A 22,839-nucleotide genomic window follows, 5' to 3' on the forward strand; every position below is an offset into this window, starting at 1 on the left:
CGTGTCGCCCGGCCGCTTGATTTGCTACCCGCCCTTGACGGCGCCCGCGGTCAGCCCGGCCACGATCTGCCGCTGGGCGAACACTGTGAGCAGCAGCACGGGGAGAGTGACGATCAGCGCGGCGGCGGCCAGCGGTCCCCAGCTCAACTGGTCGAACGAGATCATGTTGTAGACGGCGACGGGCAGGGTGCGCGTCTCGCGTCCGGCCAGCACGATGCCAAACACAAAATTGTTCCAGGAGAAGATCACGGCGAGGATGAAGGCGACCGCGATCCCTGGCTTGGCGATCGGTAGCGCAACGTGCCGAAAGACCTGCCACCGCGTGGCGCCGTCGATGAGCGCGGCTTCCTCCAGTTCCAGCGGCGTCGTCTCGAAATAGCCGATCATGATCCAGATCACGATCGGCACCGTCACGACGAGATGGATGATGATCTGCGGCACCAGCGTGCCGAGCAATCCCAGCCACTGGAACAGCAGGAACAGCGGGATCAAATAGGACAGGCCGGGCGTGATGCGCGCGATCAGGATCACGATCGCGGATTTGTGCGCGGCCATGCGCGCGATGCCGTAGCCGGCGGGAACGCCGACGAGCAGCGCCAGCACGGTCGCGCTGCCGGTGACGATCAGGCTGTTGACGAAATAGGTCAGGAAGCGGTTGGAAGCGAGCACGTCGGCATAGTTCTTCCAGGCGATGCGATCGGGGAAGAACACCGGCGGGTAGGCGGCATTGTCGACCTCGAACTTGAGCGACAGCGACGCCATCCAGAGGAAGAACAGGATCGCCGGCGACACGATGACGAATATCGAGAGCCACAGACCGACCTTGCCTAGGATCTGACGTAGGTTGATTCGACTTGGGTTGACTTGACCTGGGTTCATGCGCCGCTCGCAATTTCGGTCCACAGCATGCGCTGGCGGGCATAGAGCATCACGGCCGCGAGGGCGACGATGAGGAGGAAGAACACCACCGCGATCGCCGAGCCGTAGCCGAGGTCGTAATAGGTGAAGGCGACGCTGTAGAGATAGATGTTGATGGTCTCCGACGCCGAGCCCGGTCCTCCCTGCGTGATCGCGAAGATGATGTCGAAACTCTTCACGGCGTCGATCATGCGGATCATGCCGGCGATGAACAGGAACGGCATGATCAGCGGCAGGGTGATGAAGCGGAACACCTGCCAGAAGCTGGCGCCGTCGATCTGCGCGCTTTCATAGGGCTCGGTCGGGATCGCGGCGAGGCCGCCGAGCACGATCAGCATGACCAGCGGCGTCCATTGCCAGGTCTCGACCAGCACGAGCGAGGGAATGACGGTCGCGGGGTGGAAGACCCAGAGCTGTGGGGGGATCCCGACCAGCGACAAGAGGTAGTTCAGCACGCCGAGCTGCGGGTGGAACATCATGGTCCAGACCAGCGCGATCGCGACGGGGGTCGCCATCATCGGCATGATGAAAATACCGCGCAGAAAACCGCGGCCGGCGAATTTCTGGTGAAACACGACGGCCGCGAACGTGCCGAGGATCAGCGGCAGCAGCACCGATAGCAAAGTGTAGACCATGGTGTGGCCCACCGCCTCGATGAAGCGGGGATCGCTCGTCAGCCGCAGATAGTTGGAAAACCCAACGAAGGTGGTCGGTGAGCCGACCTTCCACTCGTTCAGGCTCATCCAGATGGTGAAGACCCACGGGAAGATGATGATCGCGAGCACGACGACCAGCGCCGGCACCACGAACGGCCAGTAGGACGGCGGCCGCAACGCCTTCTCCGGCGCGGCATCAGACTCTGCCGCGGCCGGAGTCGATTGTATCAACGCACTCACGCTTTTTCGCTGCGCTCCAGGATCGGCCGAAACTGGTCGTGGGCCTTTTTCAGCTCTGTGGCGGGGTCGGTACCTGTGATAGTCGAGGTAATTGCGGCGCCGACAAGATCGCGGAATTCGGCGACCGGGATGATCACGGGCAGGCCCAGCTTGCTGATCTTGGCGGAGTCGATCACCGATTGCAGCCATTCCTTCGGCATCTTCACGCCGCTCTGGACCTCGGGATCGCCGAGGATCGAGTTGCGGAACGGCACGCCGCCGCCGGCCTGCAACAGCCGCGCGCCTTGCTTCTTCGAGACCACCCACTGGCACAGCAGATAGGCGGCTTCCTTGTTCTTGCTCGCCGCGGCAATGCCGATGCCGTCGCCATAGGTGGCCGAATATTGCCCTTTCGGTCCGGCCGGCACGACGGTGTAGCCGACCTTGCCGACCACGCGCGAGGCGGCGGGGTCCTCCAGCGGCGGCGCCCAGCCGACGCCGTCGATCCACATCGCCGAACGTCCTTGCGTGAACGAGGCCATCGACTCCATCCAGTTGAAGCCGACGACGCCTGGCGGGGCGACCTTCGTGAGAAGCGTCTGGTAGATTTTTGTCGCCTCGATTGCTTCCGGACCGTCGGTCAGGATGTTGCCTTTGGCGTCGAGGAATTCACCGCCGCAGTTGAGGAAGAAGTTGGTCCACAACGTCATGTTGGCGTTGCGCAGGCCGCGTCCGACGAAACCGTAGGTGCCTTCCTTGGTGTCGGTCAGCTTCTCGGCGGCCGCGATCATCTCGTCGAAGGTTTTTGGTACAGCGACGCCCTTCTTCTGGAACAGCTCCTTGTTGTAGTAAAGGATGAAGTAATCGACCGACCAGGGCAGCGACAGCATCTGGCCCTTGTCATTCTTGGCGTATTGCAGGCCGGCGGCCGAGAAATCGCTCTCGACGAGATCGGGTGCCGTCAGCGTCGAATCCTTCATGAAGGGCGTCATGTCGGCCAGCCAGCCGGCTTTCTCGAACTGCCGCTTCTGGACGTGATAGCTGAGATGGACGACGTCGAAGCTCGGCCGCCCCGAGGTCAGCTCGATCACCACCTTCTGGCGCTGCTGCTGCTCCGGGATCTGTTCGGACTCCACCTGGATGCCGGTGAGCTCGGTGAACTCCTTGATGTTTTTTTGCAGGTTGTCGCCGCGCGGACCCTTGGCGAGGATCACCTCCAGCTTGGTCCCGGCGTATTTCTTCCAGTTGACCTCGGCGCGTGCCGGTAGTCCGGTCAGGCTGAGTGCGCCGGCCGCGGCGGTCCCCGTCAACAGCGTGCGGCGCGAGATGTTATGGTTGGCCACGTCAAATCCCTCCCTCTGATTCATCTTCTTTGGGAGGGATACTAGCGGCCGTGCCACGCCTGCCTAGTCCTAATCTGGGGACTCAGGGACGCACGGCAGGCGTCTCCATCGGCAGGCCGCGCGCCCGCGACATCAGGTAGAGTTCAAGCGCGACCAGCTCGGGCGCGCCGTAGTCAAGGGGCTGGGCGCGGACGCCGGTCATGCAACTGCGCAACCGGCGCTCGATCGACCCCAGCGTCTGCCACTCCAGGCGGTAGAGCGGATAGCCGGTCGGCTGTCCTTGCGTGATCGGCGCGCCCGCAAGACGCTTGTCGAAATTGTCGTCGTGGCAATTAGTGCAGGCGAGGTTGAGTTGACCCTCGCGCTGCATGAAGAGGTCGCGGCCCTGCGCCACGAAAGGCTTCAGCTCCTGATCATCGCCGGCCGTGATCGGGACGCCGCGGGACTGGCGGGCGATGAAGGCGGACAGCGCCAGGAGGTCGCGGCTCTCGTAGGGCAGCGCCGGCGCCTGCTGATGATTGGCACGGCAGAGGTTGATGCGCTGGTCGAGGGTGACGGGGCGCGCCAGCGCCTTGTCGAAGGCCGGATAGCGCGCCGCGACGCCCTTCATGCTGGTCGTTGGATCGCCATGGCAATCCGCACAGGCCTTGTCGGCGCTGCCGGCCTTCTTTGCCCAGAGCGCCTCGCCGTCGAGCACGAAAAGCATGCCCGGATTGGACGTATCGTCATCCTGCATCGCGCGCGTGTCCGGCCCCATGAACGAATAGCCGGAGCGGCGCGCGTCCGGCGGAATTTCGCCGGCGAGCAGCGCAGGGGCCGCGGCCAACAATGTTGCCGCCGCTATCGCGCGCCAAAAGATCATTCGACCGTGATCGAGGCCGATGCGGTCGACGAATAGCCGTTGTCGCCGATCCATTCGAACTCGAACTTGCCGCTCTCCTTCGCGACCGTGAAGAAGGAGAGATATGGGTTGGCCGCGATCGCCGGAAACAGGTCGGCGCGGAAAACTTCGGTGCCATTGTAGCGGCACGTAAAACTCGTGATGATGTCGCGCGGCACCAGCGCTCCGTCCGCGGTGTGGCGGAAGCCCGTTTCCATGATGTGCGAGGTCAGCGTGCGGATCTCGATGACATCGCCGCGTTTGGCTTTTGCCGGAACGTTGATGAGCGCGGCCATCAGTTCATCTCCTCGGTACAGGCGGCCAGCGTCACGACGATGTCGGCAGCGACCTGCCAGAACGTGTCATCGGACATGCGGGCGATTGCCACCACCTTCTGGGTGTCGGCCAGCCGGATCCGGGTCGAGACCTGGGCGCGGCCGGAGGAGGGATTGAGATGGAAATTGCCGATGTTCGGCTGCGGGTTCTTCTCGTTGAAGACGTGGATGCTCTTGACGTAGTCGTTGGCCGTCATCGGGCTTGCGACGCTCACCGTCATCGGCACGGTGTTGCCGTTCTCGACCAGCGGCGGAATGTCGAGCTTGACCTTGCCGGTGCGAATCTGGGCTTCGCCGACGACGTTGCGGATCGCGGTGCTGAGCATCGCGGGCGTCGCTTCCAGCGGCCGCAGCGTGACGATCGGAATCGTCCCGGCGACCGTCGCGCCGCCTGCAATACTCAGGAATTGTCGTCGCGTGGTTGGCATGAAGCTAGTTCCGAAGCGTTACTAGAAAGGCCACGATGTCTTCGATCTCCGCGGCGGATAATATCGGTTTGCCGGCAAAATTGCGCCCGACCCGGACCAGCCCGTCGTTGCGATAATAGGACGGCATGATGGTCTGCGGGTTGTAGCGCGATGCATCGACCAGCCGCAGCCGCAACTGGCCAGCCGACCACCAGTTTCCGGTGCCGGTGAGATCGGGCGCGAGGTCGCCCTGGAACCGCGCCTCCGGGAACGGACCGGAATGGCAAAGGATGCAGGTCGTGGTGCGCGCTACCACCAGCGCGCGTCCGCGCGCGGGATCGCCCAGCGTGCCCGTGAGCGGCTCCGGGATGGTGTCACCGATGATCTTGTAGGGCACGAGCTCGTCGGCTCTTGCTCCACAAGCCAGGGCAACGCCGGCGGCGATCAGCGCTGCGATATGAAGGAATGCTCTAGCCAAAGGTGTCCGCCGTGATGGTTTGAAACCAGCGTTCCGCTTCAGCCGCCTCGCGGGCCCGGAGCTCGCGTGGTGCATCGACCGGGCTGGTCGCGCCGCCCTCGACCTCGGCAAAGATGTCACCCCTGGGCTGGTAGTTGCCGGCGAGCGAGAAGCCGTAGCCGGGCGCGGCGGTTGTATAGCAGACGCCGGTCAGCCGCGGTGCCTCCGGCGCGCGGCCCGCGAACAGGTTGAGGATGGCGGCGGCGCAGGCCTTGCCCTGTGCGCTCGCGGCCGACGCCGATTTGGGAATGCCGCCGCCGAGGCAGGCATCGCCGATGACGTGGATGTTCGGGACGAGCTTCGACTCGAAGGTCACGGGATCGATCGGGCACCAGCCGGTCGCATCCGCCGCGCCCGCGATCTCGGCGATGCGGCCGGCGCGTTGCGGCGGGATGACGTTGGCGACATCAGGCGTGTAGTTGCCGAACTCGGTGATGATGGTCCTTGTCGAAGGATCGACCGAGGTGACTCGACCGCCCTGCGACAGCGCGATGCGCTCGATCATGTCGCCATAGAGCTCCTTCCACGCCTTCTCGAACAGCCGCTGCTGCGAAAAATTGTCCTTGGCATCGAGGACCAGCACCTTCGAGCGGGGCTTCTTCGTCTTCAGGTAATGCGCGATCAGGCTGGCGCGTTCGTAAGGCGCCGGCGGGCAGCGCGAGGGATTGGCCGGGATCGCGATGGCGACCGTGCCGCCGTCCGCCATTGCCTCCAGCTGCCTGCGCAGCAGCAGCGTCTGCGCCCCGGCCTTCCAGGCGTGCGGCATTTTTTCGGATGCCGCTTCGTCGTAGCCGGGCAGCGCCTCGAAATGGAAGTCGATGCCGGGGGAGAGCACGAGGCGGTCATAGGGCAGCGCGACGCCGTCGGTCGTCACGACGCTGCGCCGCTGCGGCTCGATTGTGGTGACGGCCTGGCCGATCACGGTGATGCCCTCGGCGGCGAGCTTGTCATAGTCGAACTGCTGCGCGACGATCTCACGCAGGCCCGCAATCACCTCGTTGCTGAAGGGGCAGGAGGTGAAGACCGCGTTCGGTTCGATCAGGATGATTTGCAGGTTTTCCTGCGCGCGTTTCAGCGCGCGGGCGCAGGCCGCGCCGCCGAACCCGCCGCCGACCACGACGATACGTGCTGCCGATTGCGCACGCAGGACCGATGGCCGCGCCAGCGTTGCGGCGGCCGCGGTGATGCCGAGCACGGCATTCCGCCGTGTCACCGGGCGCGTGGTCATCAGGATCATCCAGGCAAAAATGCCGCGGCGGCCGTTGCAGCCGCCGCGGCGGTTCTCAGGCGAAGGTGATGTTCTGGTCGCGCAGCGGCACCGAGCGGATGCGCTTGCCCGTCGCCGCGAAATACGCGTTGAGCACCGCCGGCGCCGCGACGCCGATGGTGGGCTCGCCGACGCCGCCCCAGAACCCGCCGCTCGGCACCATCACCGATTCCACCTTCGGCATCTCGTTGATGCGCATCGAGTTGTAGGTGTCGAAGTTGGTTTGCTCGATCTTGCCGTCCTTGACGGTGCAGCCGCCGTAGAACAGCGCGGAGAGGCCATAGACGAAGGAGCCGGCAATTTGCCGCTCCACCTGCGCCGGATTGACGACGTAGCCGGGATCGGTGGAGGCGACGATGCGATGCACCTTGATCTTGTTGCCGTCGGTCACCGAGATTTCGGCGGCGCCGGCAACGTAGCTGCCATAGCCCATGACCTGCGCGATGCCGCGATAGACGCCCTGCGGCGCCGGCTTGTCCCAGCCGATCTTCTCGGCCACGGCATTGAGCACCGCCATGTGCTTGGGATGGTTGCCCATCAGCTTGCGGCGGAATTCGAGCGGGTCCTGGCCCGCGGCCTGGGCCAGCTCGTCCATGAAGCATTCCATGTAGATCGCGTTGTGATTGACGTTCACGCCGCGCCAGAAGCCGGGCGGAACGTGCGGGTTGCGCATCGCATGCTCGATCAGGAGGTTCGGCACCGAATAGCCGAACGCGGCTTCGCCGGACTGGGCGACGCCCTGGAATGCAGCCGGATCCATGCCGTTCTGCAGCGCTTCGGGGCGCAGCGAGAACAGAATCGACTGTCCGGACAGGCGGTAGTGCAGCGCCACCAGATTGTTGTTGGCGTCGAACGCGCCGGTCATCTTGCACTGGGTGATCGGGTGATACCTGCCGTGCGCCATGTCCTCTTCGCGCGACCACAACAGCTTGATCGGCGTGCCCGGCATCTGCTTGGCGATCATGACCGCTTGGCGGACGTAGTCGGTCTGGCCGCGCCGGCCGAAGCCGCCGCCGGGCATCACCTTGTACATGTCGCACTTCTCCGCCGGCAGGCCGGAGGCCTCCAGCATCGCCGCGAAGACGGCTTCGCCGTTCTGCGTGCCGCACCAGACCTCGCATTTGTCGGCCGTGTAGAGCGCGGTGGCGTTCATCGGCTCCATGGTCGCGTGGTTCTGGTAGGGGTAGTTGTAGACGGCTTCGACTTTCTTCGCTGCGCCGGCAGTCGCGGCTTTGACGTCGCCGTTCTTGTTGCCGACATAGGCCGGCTGCGCGTCGTCGAGGCCTTCGGCCAGCCACTTCGCGATCGACTCGCTGGAGACCTTGGCATTCTCGCCCTCGTCCCAGACGATCGGCAGCGCTTCCAGCGCGGTTTTGGCGTGCCACCAGGTGTCGGCAACGACCGCAACCGCGGTGTCGCCGACCTTGACGACCTTCTTGACGCCTTTCATGCCGGTGATCTTGGCTTCGTCATAGCTCTTCAGCTTGCCGCCAAACACCGGGCAGTCCTTGATTGCAGCGTTCAGCATGCCCGGCAGCTTGACGTCGATGCCGTAGATCATCGTGCCGGTGGTCTTGTCGGCGGTGTCGAGCCGCAACAGGCCCTTGCCCGCGATGGTCCAGTCCTTGGGATCCTTGAGCTTGACGTCGGCCGGCGGCGTCAGCTTGGCGGCGGCTTCGGCGACCTTGCCGTAAGTCGTCGTCTTGCCCGACGCCTTGTGGGTGATGACGCCCTTGGCGACGGTGCATTCTGAGGCCGGCACCTTCCACTCGTTCGCGGCGGCCTCGATCAGCATCACGCGCGCGGTGGCGCCGCCCTTGCGGACATAGTCTTGCGACGAGCGGATGCCGCGGCTGCCGCCGGTCGAGAAATCGCCCCAGACGCGCTTGCGGGCGACGCTCTGGCCGGGGGTCGGATATTCGGTCGTGACCTTCGACCAGTCGCATTCGAGTTCCTCGGCGACCAGCTGGGCGAGGCCGGTGAGCGAGCCCTGGCCCATCTCGGAGCGGGCGATGCGGATCACGACGGTGTCGTCGGGCCTGACCACGACCCAGGCGTTGACTTCCGGCGAGCCGTCGGCCGCGCGGACCACGGCGGGGCCGCCGAAGGGGAGATCGAGCCCGATGGCGAGGCCGGCGCCGACAGCGGCGGTGGCGACGACGAAGGCGCGACGGTTCATCTTGGGAGAAACATGCTTGTTCATGGGGCGGCTCCTCAGGCGCTGGCGATCGTGTGGATCGCTTCGCGCACCTGCTGGAAGGTGCCGCAGCGGCAGATATTGGTGATGGCCTCGTCGATATCGGCGTCGGTCGGCTTCGGCTTCTCGGCGAGAAGCGCGGCCACCGCCATGATCATGCCGCTCTGGCAATAGCCACATTGCGGAACGTCCTTGGCGATCCAGGCTGCCTGCACCTTGTGCAGCGTGTCGCCGGATGCGAGCCCCTCGATCGTGGTGATCTTCTTGCCTTCGGCCTCGCTGACCGAAATCCCGCAGGAACGGGTGGCAACGCCGTCCATGTGAACGGTGCAGGCTCCGCATTGCGCAATGCCGCAGCCATATTTGGTGCCGGTCAGGCCGGCATTCTCACGAATCGCCCAGAGCAGCGGCGTATCGGGCTCGACGTCGAGCGTGAAGGTTTTTCCGTTGATTGTTAGGTTTGCCATCGCAAGTCCCCTGATTGGCCCAATCCACCGATCGGACTCGGGAAGCAATGTGTCTGGCAAATTGGAACTGTTCAAATCAATAGTCCGAGGGGTGGCCAACAGCGAAGCTGGCATGCGCGGGGAAGAATGTCGGGAGCGCGGTGTTGCGTTGTGAACGGCGGTACAAATCCACAGCCTTTGGTCGCATCGAATTCGTTTGATTATCTGAGGGTATTGTACAACCTTTGGTTTGATGGATCATTAGTCCATCCTAAGGGAGAATCGCCATGGGCCGCATCGTCACGATCGATCTCGAAAAAGTTCTCGCGTCAGGTAACGATCTCAAAGCCAAGTCACCGTCCGGACTCACCACCCACGCCGATCTGCTCAGCCTTGCCAGCGACGTCAGCAAGGACCCCGTCTCCTATCTGAGCAGCGTTGGCGTACAGCTCGACGACCAGACGGCGTCGATGCTGCGGAACAAGCTGGCCACGCGTAGCGGCGGCGTACAGGCCGGTACGATCCATATCGACATCCTCTGATCCCGCATCTGTAGATCACGATGGCCGGCTGACCGGTTCGCCGGGCAGCCGGGATATGAGGTCGTCGGCCATGGTGTTCGGCGCACAATTTTTATCCGATTTCCGCGCGGCCAGGGTGACGCCTACCAATCTCGTTCTGAACGTCACTCTGAAATGCCCGCTCAAATGTTCGCATTGCTGCTTTTCATCTGACATGTTTCACGGCGGGCACCTGTCCGCCGCGGACGTTCATCGTTGCATTCAGCAGGCCGCACAGATCCCGTCGATGGAGATCATCCATTTCGTCGGGGGGGATCCGATGCTGCATGCGGACATCGTTGCCGACGCCGTGGCCCTGGCCGCGTCGCTGGGCTTGCGCGCGGGTATCACCACGAGCGCGTTCTGGGCCAAGTCGCCCGCGCGCGCAACGGCGGCCGTTCGGCAATTGCGCGCGGCCGGGCTCACCGAAATGACCTTGTCTTACGACGATCCCCACGCCGAGTTCGTGCCGCTCAATTTCATCGCCAATGCGGTGGCGGCGGTGCGGGAGTGCGGGCTGCTGCTCCGGATTGCGGTGGTGGTTGAAGCAGGTTCTAAGATCACTGCCGCCAGCCTGCGCGCCGATCTCGGTCTTCAGGACGAGCCCGGCATCAACATCTATGAGACCGTCGCCAACTCGACCGGACGCGGCGAGGGCACGGACGAGGACACGCAGGCGGGCCGCCTTCACCACGCCTCGGCCTATCGCGGTCCCTGCGAGTCCGTTCTCCACACCGTCACGGTCGATCACGAGGGCGGCATCCGGCCCTGCTGCGGCGTGCTTCCCCATTACGACTCGCTGAAGGTCGGCCACATCGCGAAGGAAGGGATCGAAGCCGCGATGCAGGCGGCCGCCGACGATCCGCTCTACAGATGGATCAGGCTCGAGGGACCCGTCGCCATCCTCGCCGCAGTCACGGCCGCCGATCCCGTGCCGATGCGCGTTGAGGACTTCGACGGCATCTGCACCGCCTGCGACCGCATCTTCCGCTCGCCAGAACTGCTGGCGCGCGTGCGCGAAGCCGCCGAAGCGCGCCGCGGCCAGATCGAGACCTGCGAGATCTTGTTGGACGGGCAAGCCGCATCGGCCAACCTCGTGGCCGCACAATGAGCGTCGATGTCCTCTTCTGCTCGGCGCCGGTAATGTCGGTGGTGCGGCCGTCGGCGGCGCTCGGCCTGTTGCAGGCCCTGCTGCGGCAGAACGGCATTGGGGCCGAGACGCTCTATCTGAACCTGCTCTTCGCCGACCGCATCGGGCTCGATCTGAACGAGCGGCTTGCGGAGAAGCTGCCGAGCCATCTCCTCGCCGGCGATTGGCTGTTCGGCGATTGCCTGGGCTCGCGGCCCGGCCGGCCGCAGGCGCGGCGCCACCCCAGCGAGCTCAGCGCCGCCATCGAGCGCAAGGGGCTGGACCAGCTCTACGAGATCCGCCGCAACCTGATCTCGTCCTTCGTGGCAGACGCGGCCGACCGGCTGCTCGAACGCACCCCCAAGATCATCGGCTTCACCTCGATGTTCGAGCAGACGGCCGCTTCGCTGGCGATCGCGGCCGCGGTCAAGGCGCGTGATCCGTCCGTCGTCATCTGCGTCGGCGGCGCCAATTGCCATGGGCCGATGGGCGCCGTGCTGCTGAAGAACTTTGCGCAGATCGACCACGTCTTCAACGGCGAGGCCGATACCGTGTTCGGGCCGGCCGTCGAGGCGATCCTGCGCGGCGAGGCGCCCCGCGGCCTATCCGGATGCCTGTCCCGCGACCAGCCGGCTGCCGGCGCAGCAGCCGGTCCGACCGCGATGGATGCGCTGCCGATCCCCGACTACGCCGACTATTTCGCGCAGCTGCCCTGGATGTCCGAAGCCGCGCGCGTGCGTCCCTCGATTCCGTTCGAGTCCTCGCGCGGCTGCTGGTGGGGGCAGAAGCACCATTGCACGTTCTGCGGTCTGAATGGGGAGGGCATGGCGTTCAGGGCCAAGTCGGCGCCGCGCGTGCTCAGCGAGATCGAGACGCTGCATGCGGAGTTCGGCATCGGCCGCTTTGCCGCGACCGACAACATCCTGGGCATGTCCCATATCGACGGCGTGCTGGGCAGGCTCGCCGAACGCCCGGCGCACGGCTTTCGCTTCTTCTACGAGATCAAGGCCAATATGGACGAGGCGCAGCTCGAGAAGCTGGCGCTCGCGGGGACGGTCTGGTTGCAGCCCGGCATCGAGAGCCTGTCGGATCCGGTGCTGCATCTCATGCGCAAGGGCGTGAGCGCGCTGCTCAACCTGCGCCTGCTGCGCAATTGCCGCGAGCTCGGCGTCGGGCTGGTCTGGTCGATCCTGTACGGATTTCCCGGCGAGCCCCGCGACGCCTACGACGCCGTCGCCAAGATGGTCCCGCTGCTCGAACATCTTCAGCCGCCGGTCGGCTGCGGCCGTATCCGGCTCGACAGGTTCAGCCCCAATTTCGAGCGTGCCGCCGAGATCGGATTCCGCAACGTCACTCCGATGCCGGCCTATGGCGCGATCTACGATGTCCCTGACGAGGATCTCTTCGATCTCGCTTATTTCTTCGAGGGCGACGCACCCGATGCCGCGCGCGAGCAGGATCTGGTGTCGCTCAAGGCCGCGAGCGCGGCCTGGCGCGCGCGCTGGTTCGACCAGCCCTTTGCGCCGCAATTGACGATGACGGCGGTCGGCACCGCGCATCTCGTCAGCGACACCCGGGCCTGCGCGCTCCAGCCGTTCTATTGTCCGACTCCGGCCGAGATCGGCGTGCTCAATCTGCTGCGCAACCCCTGCACGCGACTGAGCGTCATTGAACAGCTTGCCGATCGTTTGGATGCGGCATCAGTCGAGGCCGCACTGGACGCGATTCTGGCGCGACGGTTTGCGATCGAGATCGACGGCAGAGTGTTGTCGCTCGTGACCGAGGCCGGCCGCGAGATTTTTGACGCCGACGCCCGTGCCGAATTTCCGCTTGGATTCGTTTTGCCACGCGAGCGTATCGCCCCGCCGGAAGAAAACGGGTTGCACGTGGCCCTCTTGAACGCCAGCGATGAAACGGCAGCGCTCGAACGGGTGCAACCATGACCGTCGAAGTCCGCCCCCTCGGCGACAAGTGCAACATCAAGTGCCGCTACTGCTATCAGGAGGGCATCCGCACCGCCGGCAACGTGCCGACGCGATACGATCTCGATGCGATCATGGCGACGCTGGACAGATTGGCGGAGCCCTTCAGCCTGTTCGGCGGCGAGATCATGCTGACGCGCCGGTCCGATCTCGAACGCCTGATGCAGCTGGGTTTCGACCGCCATGGCGGCGTCGGCATGCAGACCAACGGCACGCTGATCGAGGAGTGCGACATCGAGCTCTTCAGGAAATACCACGTGCGCATCGGCATCTCGATCGACGGGCCGGGACCGCTCAACGATGCCCGCTGGGCCGGCAGCCTGCCGGCGACGCGGCGTGCGACCGCGCGGATCGAGGCGGCGATCGAGACGTTGTGCCGGGAAGGCATGCCGCCGAACGTGATCGTGACGCTCAACCGGATGAACGCCGCGCCGGCTCGGCTCGGCGTGCTGTGCGAGTGGATCGGGTTTCTCGGCAGCCTCGGCGTGCGCAAGCTGCGCCTGCACCTGCTGGAGCAGGACGAAACGCAAGGGGGCGAGGGTCTCGCGCTCACTGCGCAGGAGAACCTTGCGGCCTTGAGGCGACTGCGCCGGCTCGAACAGGAGCTGCCGTCGGTCCAATTCGACATCTTCGCCGAGATGGCCGCGATGCTCAGGGGCGATGACGCGCAGACCTCATGCGTCTTCCACGCCTGCGATCCCTATGCGACCCGCGCCGTGGTCGGCGTTGAGAGCGATGGCCGGCTCGGCAATTGCGGCCGCACCAACAAGGATGGCGTGACCCATCTGCGTGCCGGCCGCGAGGCCTTCGAGCGCCAGCTGTCGCTTTACCGGACGCCGCAGGCGAATGGCGGATGCGAGGGGTGCCGGTTCTTCCTCGCCTGCAAGGGCAATTGTCCGGGCACCGCGATCGACGGCGACTGGCGGATGCGCTCGATCGACTGCCCGGTGTGGTTCGGCCTGTTCGAGGACATCGAGACCGAGCTTCAGGCGAACGATGAGGTCGCGATCAGCCGGTCGGAGTGCCGGTCCGATCTCGAAGCGAAGATGATCGCCGCATGGTCGATCGGCGACAATCCGACCCTGCAATCGTTGCTCCAGCAGGCGGACGCACCATGACGTCCGCCTGGCCGACCTGCTGGCCGACCTGGCCCCGTCCTCCGCTCGCGGCCGCGCCGCGGGAGCCAGCCGTCGCCAAGGCAGCGACGCAGCGCATCAGCTTCACCGGCCCGCAGGCGCGCGCGCTCTGGCAGCCGCGTCTGGATCGCCTCAGGCATGCGGCGCTAGCGATCGAATTCGAGATGGTGCGCCGGAAGCACATTCCGGCCTCGCTGGTGTGGACTGGCTATGATGGCATCGACGCCCTGACCGAGCGGGCGCGCGCGATTGGCCTCGAGGCCAAGCCGGTCAAGGCGTCGCTCGGCTATGCCGCCGACTGGCCGCTTGAGGCATCGATCGCCGAACCGAAGCGGCTGCTCGACTATGCGTTCCTGATCGGCGCTGCGCCGCTCGACACATCGATCGCTGAGCCGGCGACGGACGGCAGGCGGCGATACGGTTCGGCTATCCCGCATGCTGCGCAAGATCCTGGGCGGACTACCTTGGGCGCGGCGGAAGCGATCCGTTGGCCGGCATCCTCGCGCGCGCGGACACGGCGGCCGTGCCTGCCCATGTCGCGCTCGCGGTTCTGGGACTGGGGCCGGTGAGACACGCGCCTTGTTCTGCAGACTGTTCCGCTACGGCCGATCGTTCGCGTGAGTTCATCGATCTCGGCCGCCAGCTGGGATTGGCCGAGGAAATGAATTGGCTGGAAGAGATGGCGGATTGGACGGTGGGGGCGTCGCTGGTCAATGGCGTTGCCGAGATTGCGACGGCCACCTTCCGCTGCACATGGCTGTCCGACGAGGGCACACCGTCGCATCGGCGGCCTCGTCAGCGCGCGGCGGCGGCGCACCCGGACAAGCGAACGGCCGCAGCGGTCGAGCCCGCGGACAGCGCCGATATCCTCACCGAACTCGGCGGCGGATTTGAAATGGCCGGTTTCGAAAACCCCTTTGCCATGCGCTCGCGCTTCAGCACGGTGGTCTGGGAGCAGACCGCTGCGCTGCGCCGCGCGGGATCGGCCGTGCATATCGGATGCGGCGATGGCTTGCTGCTGGAATTGATCGCGCAGACGAGGCCAAAGCTGAGATTATACGGCGCCGAGGAAAATGCCGCGCTAGCTGAAGCCGCGCGCCGGCGCCTCGGTGCGTCATTGCCGGTGCTCGGCGGGGCCAGCATCGAGGCGATTGCGGCGCTGTCGCGTCTCGCGCCTGATGGCGTCGACCTCGCTTTCGTCGATCCGGAACGGCTTGGCGGCCGCGAAGCGCTTGCCGCTGTCCGCGCGATTGCGAAATCGGTGATCGTGATCGGCACCGACCGCTCGCTGCACCGGCTTGGGGATATGGACACGCTTGCGGCATCGATGGGATTGGCCTTGCTGCCTGGACGCGCAGGGCGGGTCTCCGCGGCCCTCTCGGCGACGAGTGGTCGTCCGCACTGACCGGTTCGAAGGAGAGATCGCCATGGACGCGACGTCGATTGACTGGGAACGCACGGCACGACCGCAGGCCGACGGCTACGATACCGCCGTCGCCCTCGGCCTGATCGACACCGAGCCGACGCCGTGGCGGCCGCTGCCGCCGCAGCGTCCCCCGGTGAACGGCGCGCCGGCCATTGCGGAGGGCAGGGTCGCCCTGCGCACGGAGGATCCGCTGCTGCCGCCGCCGCGGTTTGTCCCCGACGCGCAAGCCATCCCGGCGCTGGAGCAGGCGCTGCACTACGTCCGCCGCTGGCCGCTCGCTGCGAAACAATGGCCCGATATCGTGCACACCATCCAGTGCTATCACGACACCGAGCAGCCGACCGAAGGGCCCGGCCGGCTCGGCTCGGCCAGCCACTCGGTCGACGCGCGGTTCGGCGTCATCGGCCTGACGGTCAACTGCCCGCTCGCGACCGCGCAGGCGATCGTCCATGAAATGGCCCATCACAAGCTGAGGGCATTCGGCGTCGCCAACGAGAATGCGATCCGGATCATCAGCAATCCGCAGGACGAGCTCTATCCCAGCCCGATCGTGGTCGACCGGCCGCGTCCGATGACGGCCGTGCTGCACGCACAATATTCGTTCATCCATGTCACCCAGCTCGACGTGCACATGCTGGAGCAGGAAGACGACCCGCAGGTCCGCAGCGACATCCGCGCGCTGCTCGCGCGCAATGCGTCGCGGATGGAGCAGGGGTTCGAGACGCTGCGGCAGCACGCCCGCACCGATGCGGCCGGCCGGGCGTTTCTCGGCGCGTTCTTCGCCTGGAGCCGCGACGTCCTGGCGAGCAGCCGGACGATGCTTGCCAGCGAGCGCGGCTGATTGCCCGCTCTGCCCAGGACCGGGTTCCAGCCCTAAACGCCAGATACGCGGTTTGAGGCGACTTTCGGCTGTGAATGCCGGTTCCACGGCCGATCGGCGCTGCATTGCGGCGACAGTTTGTCCTTTTTACCGGGGTGCAAGACGAACGCGCTCTGGTACACTGGGACGAAGCAAAAAGGGATTCCATGAACGTACCGCAGCGCTGCAACGTATTGATGCTCTATCCGCTGTTCCTGGCGGAGTCGTTCTGGAGCTTTGGCGAATCCTGCGAGCTGATGGGTGTGAAGCGACCCGCAGCTCCCCTCGGCCTGATCACGGTGGCCGCGATGTTGCCGAAGGACTGGACGGTCCGGCTGATCGACTGCAACACCCAGCCCCTTGGTGACGAGGATCTCGCCTGGGCCGATGTCGTGTTCACCGGCGGCATGCTGCCGCAGCAGGCCGATACGCTGCGCCTGATCGAACTCTGCCGCGCCGCCGGCAAGCCGGTGGTCGTCGGCGGACCCGATCCGACGTCGAGCCCCCATGTCTACGAACGGGCCGACTTCCGGGTGCTCGGCGAGGCCGAAAGCGTCATCGACGAGTTCATCGCGGCCTGGGAAAGCGGGGCCCGCTCCGGCGTCTTCACTGCGCCGAAATTCCAGGCCGACGTAACAAAGACGCCGGTGCCACGCTTCGATCTCCTGAAGTTCGAGGACTATCTCTACCTCGGTGTGCAATATTCGCGTGGCTGTCCGTTCACCTGCGAGTTCTGCGACATCATCGAGCTCTACGGCCGTGTGCCGCGCACCAAGACGGTCGAGCAGATGTTTGTCGAGCTCGAGACGCTCTACCGGATGGGCTACCGCGGCCATCTCGACTTCGTCGACGACAATTTCATCGGCAACAAGAAGTCGCTGCGGCAGTTCCTGCCCCAGCTCGCCGAATGGCAGCGCGCGCACGGCTATCCCTTCGAATTGTCCACCGAGGCCTCGGTCAACCTGGCCGACGATCCCGAGCTATTGGAGCTGATGGGCGCGGCCAATTTCTTCGGCATCTTCGTTGGCATCGAAAGTCCGGACCCTGCAACGCTGGTCGCGATGCGGAAGAAGCAGAACACGCGGCGCAACATCGCCGAGAGCATCCACAAGATCTATGCCGCCGGCATGCTCGTCACCGCGGGCTTCATCGTCGGCTTCGACACCGAGAAGGTCTCGATGGCGGAAGCGATGATCGATTTCATCGAGGAGGCCGCGATTCCCGTCGCCATGGTCGGCCTGCTCTATGCGTTGCCGAACACGCAGCTCACGCGCCGACTCGAGCGTGAAGGCCGGCTGCATCCGGGCCACGATCTGGCGCCGACCATCGGCGCCGATCAGTGCACGGACGGCATCAACTTCGATCCGGTCCGCCCGTTGCGCGACATCCTGACGGACTACAAGCGGGTGCTGGAGCACATCTACAGCCCCGCCGCCTACGCAGGACGCGTCGACCGCCTGATGACGCTGCTCGACCGATCCAGGCAGCGCCCCGAGCTCGCCGAGGGCGACATCCGCTCGCGGGTCGGGGCGATGGAGACGGTGCACCGCGTTGTCACCGCCCTTCCCGAAGCGCGCGGGCCGCTGTGGCAGACCTTCATGAACTGCGCCAAGCGCGACACGTCATCGGCACGGATCGCGGTGCAGATGATTGCCGCCTATGCGCATCTCGGGCCGTTCTCGCGCAAGGTCATCGAAGCCATCGACGGGCGCCTCGCTGCGCTCGATGACGAGACGGTCATCCCGACCGCTGCGACGCTCGACACCACCGCAGCCCGGCACCTGGCCTGAAGGCTTACTTCACCGCCAGCCGCAAGAAGCTCATGACGCTGCCGAGCGCGGCAAAGCCGGCGCCGAGGGCCAGCGCGACGGTTGCGCCGTCGTGGCCGGCAAGCGCAAAGCAGAGGGCGGCTAGCGCCGCGCCCGTGGTCTGGCCCGTCAGGCGTGCGGTCGCGACGATGCCAGAGGCGCTGCCGCTGCGGTGCGGCGGCGCGCTCGACATCACCGCCTTCATGTTCGGCGCCTGGAAGAAGCCGAACCCCATGCCGCAGATCACCATCCGCCAGATGATGTCGGGGATGGCAGGATTGGACGGGAGCATCGCGAGCAATGCCATGCCGAGGCCGAGCAGTACGAGCCCGATGCCGCCGAGCAGGCCGACCGCGTGCCGGTCGGAGAGGCGCCCCGCGATCGGCGCCATGATGCCCACCACCAGCGGCCAGGGCGTCATGAAGAAGCCGGTCTCGACCTGCGAACGCCCGAGCACGTCCTCGAAATAGAACGGCAGCGAGACGAAGGCGAGGCCCTGCACGGCGAACGAGCACACTGCGGTCGCCGCCGACAGCGCGAACATCGGCCGGCTGAACAGGTCGATCGGCAGCATCGGTGCGGGATGGTCGGCATGCCGGCGCATCAGGATGAAGCCGAGTGCGAGGGCCGTGATCAGCTCGATGCCCACGACGACAGGCGACAGATTGTGCGCGGCGCTGCCGATGCCCGTGATGAACAGGCCGAGGCAGGCGGACGCAAGGACCGCGCCGAGAAAATCAAAGCCGTGATCGGCGCGCGGCGTCTTCGGCAGCATCGCATAGCCGATGCCGATCGCGACGAGGCCGAACGGGATGTTGACCGCGAACAGCCACGGCCACGGGCCGAATGCGAGGATGGCAGAGGCGATCGACGGCCCGAAGGTGAAGGCGGTTGCGACCACGAGCGCATTGTGGCCAAAACCGCGGCCGAGCATCCGGCCCGGATAGACGAAGCGCACCAGTGCCGTGTTGACGCTCATGATGCCGCTGGCCCCCAGGCCCTGCAGCGTGCGCGCGACCAGCAGGCTGTCCAGCGACCACGCCACCGCGCAGAGCAGCGAGGCGATGGTGAACAGGATCAGGCCGCCGAGATAGATGCGCTGGTGCCCGACGATTTCGCCGAGTGCGCCGAGCGGCAGCAAAGTGGCCACCAGCGCGATCTGGTAGACGTTGACCACCCAGACCGATTGCTCCGGCGTGACGTGCAAATCCGCGGCAATGGCTGGCAGTGCGATATTGGCGATCGCGGTGTCGAGGGAGGCCATCGCCAGCGCGGTGAAGATGGCGGCGATCGCCCAGCGCCGCTGCGTGGCCGGAAGGCCGTCGGCAATGGGATGGTCGGGCTCGCGCGCGGCGGCAGGTAACGTGATTGTCATTGCCTGGCGCGTTGCTCCGGCGGCGTGGTGAAAGGGGACTTTCGGCATGTACTACGCCGAAGGCCGCTTCCACAGGCTTATGCTTGCATGCTGTGTATGCGCGAAGGTCAGGCGATGCGGCCGGTGGCTAGCGTATGATCGCGCCAGCAGCTGCAATCTTGGGGGATCATCATGCAAATCGTCGTTCTGCCCGGTGACGGCATCGGACCGGAGATCACGGCCGCGACATCGGGCGTGCTGGGCGCGGCCTCCGAGCGCTTCCAGCTTGACTTGCGGCTCGAGGAGCACGCCGTCGGGCATGCGAGCCTGAAGCTATCAGGCACGACGGTGCGCCCCGAGTTGCTCGACATCGTTCGTGCCGCCGACGGCCTGATCCTGGGGCCGACCGCGACCTTCGACTTCAAGGACGAGGCGCATGGCGAGATCAACCCGTCCAGGCACTTTCGCAAGAGCCTCGACCTCTACGCCAATGTCCGGCCCGCGCGCACCTATGCGGGGCGGCCCGGCCGGCTCGGCGAGTTCGATCTCGTCGTCGTGCGCGAGAACACCGAAGGGTTTTACGCCGACCGCAACATGGAGCAGGGCAATGGCGAGATGCTGGTCACGCCTGACGTCGTGATCTCGTTGCGCCGGATCACGCGCCTCTGCTGCGAGCGTATCGCGCACGCCGCCTGCCGTCTGGCGATGAAGCGGCGAAGACGTCTGACCATCGTGCACAAGGCCAATGTGCTGAAACTCGGCGACGGCATGTTCCTCGACATCTGCCGTGCGGCCGCGAAGGGCTATCCCGGCCTCGAAGTCGACGACGTCCTGGTCGACGCCATGATGGCGCATGTCGTGCGCAACCCCGATCGCTTCGACGTTATCGTCGCCACCAACATGTTTGGCGACATCCTGTCCGATCTCACGGCCGAGCTCTCCGGCAGCCTCGGCCTCGGCGGCTCGCTCAATGTCGGCGACCGGTACGCGATGGCGCAGGCCGCGCACGGCTCGGCACCTGACATCGCGGGGCAGGACGTTGCCAATCCGGTCTCGCTGATCCTGTCGACCGCGTTGCTGCTGGCCTGGCATGGCGAGAAGACCGGCGCCGTGCGCTATGAGGAAGCCGCGCGTGCGATCGAAGCCGCGGTGGCGAAGGCGATCGGCGAGGGCCGGGCGACGCGGGATGTTGGTGGCAAGCTCGGCACGATCGCCGCAGGTGCTGCGATTGCGGAGCTCTTGCAGGCGGAGTGAGCCATCGTCGCGGATGCCTGCGATTTTTCTTGGGGGGCAACACAAAAACTCGAAAAACAACCCCATGCACAGTAGAAGGCTCCTTGATCGATAAGGGATTTTCGGAGCGCGTCGCGACGACCTTCGTGACAGTGATCACGTTGACCCGTCGGGCAAAACACTGGCATGACGCTATCGTGCCAGCGGTCGGGGACAAGGGCGCATTCTCATCATGCGCGACGTCCGCTTCCTGACGCCCAGTGGCCCGTCTCCTCTGGCCCGCTTGAGCCAGATCAAGACTCACCCCGCGGCGCCGCCGGACCTTTCCATCAACGCATCCATGGAAAGGGCGGCCCATATGACAACCCTGCTCAGGGAAATCCGGGATACACCTCTGCTCTGGATGCTGGTCTTCGTGCCCATCGTGCTGGTGGCGGAGGCGGTCGCCCCGCATTCCCACACGCTGCTGTTCGTGCTCGCCGTGCTTGCGATCGTGCCGCTGGCGGCGCTGCTCAGCCACGCCACCGAAGCGGTCGCCGCCAGAACCGGCGATGCCGTGGGTGGACTGCTCAACGCAACGCTCGGCAATCTGACGGAGCTGATCATCGCCATCACGGCGCTGCGGGCAGGCGAGTACATGCTGGTGAAGGCCTCGATTGCGGGCGCGATCGTCACCAACGCGACATTCATGCTCGGCGCCTGCCTGCTGCTCGGCGGCCTGCGCTATCATGTGCAGGAGTACAATCGCGCCGGCGCGCGGCTGTCGTCCGGCCTGTTGCTGATGGCAACGGTCGCCCTGCTGGCGCCATCGGCGGTCGCCGACCTCGAGCATCTGCCGCAGGACGGGTCCGTCATTCACACGCTCAGCGTCGGCATTTCAGTCCTGCTGATCGCGGCTTACGCGCTTGGCCTGTGGTTCTCGCTCGGGACGCACAAGGAATTGTTCGCAAGCGCCGATCACGGCGAGCAGGAGGAAGCGCACTGGCCGATCGGGCTAGCCGTTGGAACGCTGCTGGCCGTCACCGTGCTGGTGGCGCTGGTGAGCGAGATCTTCGTGGAATCGGTGCAGAAGGCGGCGGAAACCTTCGGCATGAGTCCGGCTTTCGTCGGGTTCATCATCGTTTCGCTGGTTGGCGCCGCTGCCGAATTTGCAGTTGCCCTTGCCGCTGCGCGCAAGGACCGCCTCGACATGGTGGTCGGCATTGCGCTCGGCAGTGCCTCCCAGATCGCGCTGTTCGTTGCACCCGCGCTCGTGCTGCTCAGCTATGTCGTGGGACCGACGCCAATGAACCTTCAGTTCTGGCCTGGCGCCGTCACCATGGTGATGATCGCAACAGTCACGGCGACCTTCATCACCACCAGTGGACGCTCGGCATGGTTTGTCAGGCGCCCTGATGATCTTGATCTACGCGGTGTTCGCGCTGACCTTGTACGTCGTCCCGCCGGCGGCCGAGGGATGAGGTGCACTCGCCCGCCGGCACAGGGGCGAATTGGCTCATCGGAGAATGGCGGCCTGTGGCGAGCCATCCTCCGAAGCGGCGAATACGTCTCCCGCTAGTAGGCCCAGTAGCTGCCGGTGGGCGGGCAATTGTCGCCGCCGTAGCCATAGCCGTAGTTGCCGCCGCCATAGCCGTAATACGATGCGGCCGGGTAGCCGTAGCCGTAGCCGTAGCCGGGATAACCGCCATAGTAGCCACCGTAGTACCCGCCATCGCCGCCGTAATAGGCGCTCCGCGCGATTGCGCCGCCGACGACCGCGCCGGCGGCCACACCGTAGCCAAGGCCGCGATAGCCGTAGCCGCCGCCGCGCCAGCCGCCGACCCAGCGCACTTCGGTGGTGATCTGATCGACCATCGATTTCATCGTCGAAAGATGCGTCGGGATCGGCCCGGCCTGAGCGATTGTGCCTGATAGCAGGGCGCCGGCTCCGGCGAGAACGAGGGTACGCAGGAAATTCGAGGATGTCATGATCGATCATCTCCTTGGCTTACGGGCGGCGCTTTCTGCGCGGACACCGATAGTCCATTCCGGGATGGCGGCGTCGCGGCGGGCTTGATCTAGTACCCGGAATCAGAGCTGAGTGATACGGCGGCCTTTGAAACGGCGTTGACGGACCTTTTTCTTGGTCCAGACGAAGGGCTCGGCTCTGTCGTTGTATGCGTTGACG

21 protein-coding genes and 1 pseudogene are annotated in these 22,839 nt (G+C 65.5%); 10 read left to right on the top strand and 12 right to left on the bottom strand.

The window, feature by feature from the left end:
- Positions 1-24 precede the first annotated feature (24 nt).
- Genes QJT78_RS31255 through QJT78_RS31300 form a run of 10 tightly spaced genes read right to left on the bottom strand, consistent with a single transcriptional unit; the run spans position 25 to position 9,206 of the window.
- The gene (locus tag QJT78_RS31255) at positions 25-849 is read right to left on the bottom strand and encodes a carbohydrate ABC transporter permease (RefSeq protein ID WP_038943618.1); all 825 of its coding nucleotides are present in this window, start codon (positions 847-849) and stop codon (positions 25-27) included.
- A gap of 26 nt (positions 850-875) precedes the next feature.
- Positions 876-1,814: a sugar ABC transporter permease gene (locus QJT78_RS31260; protein ID WP_038943617.1), complete on the bottom strand. Its 939-nt coding sequence runs from the start codon at positions 1,812-1,814 to the stop codon at positions 876-878.
- Positions 1,811-3,160, bottom strand: a complete 1,350-nt coding sequence (locus QJT78_RS31265) for an extracellular solute-binding protein (RefSeq protein ID WP_049807680.1) — start codon at positions 3,158-3,160, stop codon at positions 1,811-1,813. The genes QJT78_RS31260 and QJT78_RS31265 overlap by 4 nt, the downstream gene beginning before the upstream one ends.
- Before the next feature lie 58 nt (positions 3,161-3,218).
- Complete coding sequence (gene soxA / locus QJT78_RS31270; protein WP_038943616.1) at positions 3,219-3,998, bottom strand: sulfur oxidation c-type cytochrome SoxA; 780 nt, start codon at positions 3,996-3,998, stop codon at positions 3,219-3,221.
- Positions 3,995-4,312 (bottom strand): thiosulfate oxidation carrier complex protein SoxZ, encoded by a 318-nt coding sequence (soxZ, locus tag QJT78_RS31275; protein WP_014497100.1) that lies wholly within the window; start codon positions 4,310-4,312, stop codon positions 3,995-3,997. Before soxZ ends, soxA begins: the two co-directional genes overlap by 4 nt.
- A complete protein-coding gene (locus QJT78_RS31280) occupies positions 4,312-4,779 on the bottom strand; it encodes a SoxY-related AACIE arm protein (RefSeq protein WP_028150125.1) in 468 nt (155 codons plus the stop codon). The genes soxZ and QJT78_RS31280 overlap by 1 nt, the downstream gene beginning before the upstream one ends.
- Before the next feature lie 4 nt (positions 4,780-4,783).
- Entirely contained in the window at positions 4,784-5,236 is a 453-nt protein-coding gene (gene soxX / locus QJT78_RS31285; protein WP_028150124.1) for a sulfur oxidation c-type cytochrome SoxX, read from the bottom strand.
- The gene (locus QJT78_RS31290) at positions 5,229-6,512 is read right to left on the bottom strand and encodes an NAD(P)/FAD-dependent oxidoreductase (RefSeq protein ID WP_038943615.1); all 1,284 of its coding nucleotides are present in this window, start codon (positions 6,510-6,512) and stop codon (positions 5,229-5,231) included. Before QJT78_RS31290 ends, soxX begins: the two co-directional genes overlap by 8 nt.
- Before the next feature lie 46 nt (positions 6,513-6,558).
- Positions 6,559-8,745 carry a molybdopterin cofactor-binding domain-containing protein gene (locus QJT78_RS31295; RefSeq protein WP_281460392.1) on the bottom strand — a complete coding sequence of 729 codons (2,187 nt, stop codon included), beginning with the start codon at positions 8,743-8,745 and terminating at the stop codon, positions 6,559-6,561.
- An 11-nt stretch (positions 8,746-8,756) separates the two neighbouring features.
- Positions 8,757-9,206 carry a (2Fe-2S)-binding protein gene (locus QJT78_RS31300; protein WP_014497095.1) on the bottom strand — a complete coding sequence of 150 codons (450 nt, stop codon included), beginning with the start codon at positions 9,204-9,206 and terminating at the stop codon, positions 8,757-8,759.
- 266 nt (positions 9,207-9,472) lie between these two features.
- On the opposite strand from QJT78_RS31300, the gene QJT78_RS31305 reads away from it, so the two are divergent.
- From QJT78_RS31305 to QJT78_RS31340, 8 genes are all read left to right on the top strand, one after another.
- Positions 9,473-9,727: a hypothetical protein gene (locus QJT78_RS31305; RefSeq protein WP_028150121.1), complete on the top strand. Its 255-nt coding sequence runs from the start codon at positions 9,473-9,475 to the stop codon at positions 9,725-9,727.
- Positions 9,728-9,797: 70 nt separating this feature from the next.
- A complete protein-coding gene (locus QJT78_RS31310) occupies positions 9,798-10,856 on the top strand; it encodes a radical SAM/SPASM domain-containing protein (RefSeq protein WP_028150120.1) in 1,059 nt (352 codons plus the stop codon).
- Positions 10,853-12,817: a RiPP maturation radical SAM C-methyltransferase gene (locus QJT78_RS31315; RefSeq protein WP_028150119.1), complete on the top strand. Its 1,965-nt coding sequence runs from the start codon at positions 10,853-10,855 to the stop codon at positions 12,815-12,817. Before QJT78_RS31310 ends, QJT78_RS31315 begins: the two co-directional genes overlap by 4 nt.
- The gene (locus tag QJT78_RS31320) at positions 12,814-13,974 is read left to right on the top strand and encodes a radical SAM protein (protein WP_028150118.1); all 1,161 of its coding nucleotides are present in this window, start codon (positions 12,814-12,816) and stop codon (positions 13,972-13,974) included. The genes QJT78_RS31315 and QJT78_RS31320 overlap by 4 nt, the downstream gene beginning before the upstream one ends.
- The gene (locus tag QJT78_RS31325) at positions 13,971-14,561 is read left to right on the top strand and encodes a hypothetical protein (RefSeq protein ID WP_038943613.1); all 591 of its coding nucleotides are present in this window, start codon (positions 13,971-13,973) and stop codon (positions 14,559-14,561) included. The genes QJT78_RS31320 and QJT78_RS31325 overlap by 4 nt, the downstream gene beginning before the upstream one ends.
- 92 nt (positions 14,562-14,653) lie before the next feature.
- The gene (locus QJT78_RS31330) at positions 14,654-15,397 is read left to right on the top strand and encodes a hypothetical protein (protein WP_038943612.1); all 744 of its coding nucleotides are present in this window, start codon (positions 14,654-14,656) and stop codon (positions 15,395-15,397) included.
- Positions 15,398-15,419: 22 nt separating this feature from the next.
- Positions 15,420-16,259: an HEXXH motif-containing putative peptide modification protein gene (locus tag QJT78_RS31335; RefSeq protein WP_028150117.1), complete on the top strand. Its 840-nt coding sequence runs from the start codon at positions 15,420-15,422 to the stop codon at positions 16,257-16,259.
- A gap of 185 nt (positions 16,260-16,444) precedes the next feature.
- Positions 16,445-18,067, top strand: coding sequence for a B12-binding domain-containing radical SAM protein (locus QJT78_RS31340; RefSeq protein WP_038943609.1), 1,623 nt, complete (start codon positions 16,445-16,447; stop codon positions 18,065-18,067).
- Between the two features lie 4 nt (positions 18,068-18,071).
- Here QJT78_RS31340 and QJT78_RS31345 read toward each other — a convergent pair whose 3' ends face one another.
- The gene (locus tag QJT78_RS31345) at positions 18,072-19,460 is read right to left on the bottom strand and encodes an MFS transporter (protein WP_028150115.1); all 1,389 of its coding nucleotides are present in this window, start codon (positions 19,458-19,460) and stop codon (positions 18,072-18,074) included.
- A gap of 171 nt (positions 19,461-19,631) precedes the next feature.
- Here QJT78_RS31345 and QJT78_RS31350 point away from each other — a divergent pair, with 171 nt between their 5' ends.
- Together QJT78_RS31350 and cax are read left to right on the top strand one after the other, a co-directional pair.
- Positions 19,632-20,693, top strand: a complete 1,062-nt coding sequence (locus tag QJT78_RS31350) for an isocitrate/isopropylmalate family dehydrogenase (protein WP_038943608.1) — start codon at positions 19,632-19,634, stop codon at positions 20,691-20,693.
- A gap of 337 nt (positions 20,694-21,030) precedes the next feature.
- A pseudogene (gene cax, locus QJT78_RS31355) lies at positions 21,031-22,132 on the top strand (calcium/proton exchanger).
- A gap of 94 nt (positions 22,133-22,226) precedes the next feature.
- On the opposite strand, the gene QJT78_RS31360 reads toward cax, so the two are convergent.
- Entirely contained in the window at positions 22,227-22,640 is a 414-nt protein-coding gene (locus QJT78_RS31360; protein ID WP_281460393.1) for a hypothetical protein, read from the bottom strand.
- Positions 22,641-22,839: the final 199 nt, after the last annotated feature.

The organism is Bradyrhizobium sp. Mp27 (assembly GCF_029953005.1).
GTDB classification, from domain to species: domain Bacteria; phylum Pseudomonadota; class Alphaproteobacteria; order Rhizobiales; family Xanthobacteraceae; genus Bradyrhizobium; species Bradyrhizobium barranii.

Coding starts and splice junctions, on each gene's coding strand:
- QJT78_RS31265 (WP_049807680.1), bottom strand. CDS start 3,160: ATGAATCAGAGGGAGGGATTTGACGTGGCCAACCATAACATCTCGCGC.
- soxA (WP_038943616.1), bottom strand. CDS start 3,998: ATGATCTTTTGGCGCGCGATAGCGGCGGCAACATTGTTGGCCGCGGCC.
- soxZ (WP_014497100.1), bottom strand. CDS start 4,312: ATGGCCGCGCTCATCAACGTTCCGGCAAAAGCCAAACGCGGCGATGTC.
- QJT78_RS31280 (WP_028150125.1), bottom strand. CDS start 4,779: ATGCCAACCACGCGACGACAATTCCTGAGTATTGCAGGCGGCGCGACG.
- QJT78_RS31290 (WP_038943615.1), bottom strand. CDS start 6,512: ATGATCCTGATGACCACGCGCCCGGTGACACGGCGGAATGCCGTGCTC.
- QJT78_RS31295 (WP_281460392.1), bottom strand. CDS start 8,745: ATGAACAAGCATGTTTCTCCCAAGATGAACCGTCGCGCCTTCGTCGTC.
- QJT78_RS31300 (WP_014497095.1), bottom strand. CDS start 9,206: ATGGCAAACCTAACAATCAACGGAAAAACCTTCACGCTCGACGTCGAG.
- QJT78_RS31305 (WP_028150121.1), top strand. CDS start 9,473: ATGGGCCGCATCGTCACGATCGATCTCGAAAAAGTTCTCGCGTCAGGT.
- QJT78_RS31310 (WP_028150120.1), top strand. CDS start 9,798: ATGGTGTTCGGCGCACAATTTTTATCCGATTTCCGCGCGGCCAGGGTG.
- QJT78_RS31315 (WP_028150119.1), top strand. CDS start 10,853: ATGAGCGTCGATGTCCTCTTCTGCTCGGCGCCGGTAATGTCGGTGGTG.
- QJT78_RS31320 (WP_028150118.1), top strand. CDS start 12,814: ATGACCGTCGAAGTCCGCCCCCTCGGCGACAAGTGCAACATCAAGTGC.
- QJT78_RS31325 (WP_038943613.1), top strand. CDS start 13,971: ATGACGTCCGCCTGGCCGACCTGCTGGCCGACCTGGCCCCGTCCTCCG.
- QJT78_RS31330 (WP_038943612.1), top strand. CDS start 14,654: ATGAATTGGCTGGAAGAGATGGCGGATTGGACGGTGGGGGCGTCGCTG.
- QJT78_RS31335 (WP_028150117.1), top strand. CDS start 15,420: ATGGACGCGACGTCGATTGACTGGGAACGCACGGCACGACCGCAGGCC.
- QJT78_RS31340 (WP_038943609.1), top strand. CDS start 16,445: ATGAACGTACCGCAGCGCTGCAACGTATTGATGCTCTATCCGCTGTTC.
- QJT78_RS31345 (WP_028150115.1), bottom strand. CDS start 19,460: ATGACAATCACGTTACCTGCCGCCGCGCGCGAGCCCGACCATCCCATT.
- QJT78_RS31350 (WP_038943608.1), top strand. CDS start 19,632: ATGCAAATCGTCGTTCTGCCCGGTGACGGCATCGGACCGGAGATCACG.
- QJT78_RS31360 (WP_281460393.1), bottom strand. CDS start 22,640: ATGACATCCTCGAATTTCCTGCGTACCCTCGTTCTCGCCGGAGCCGGC.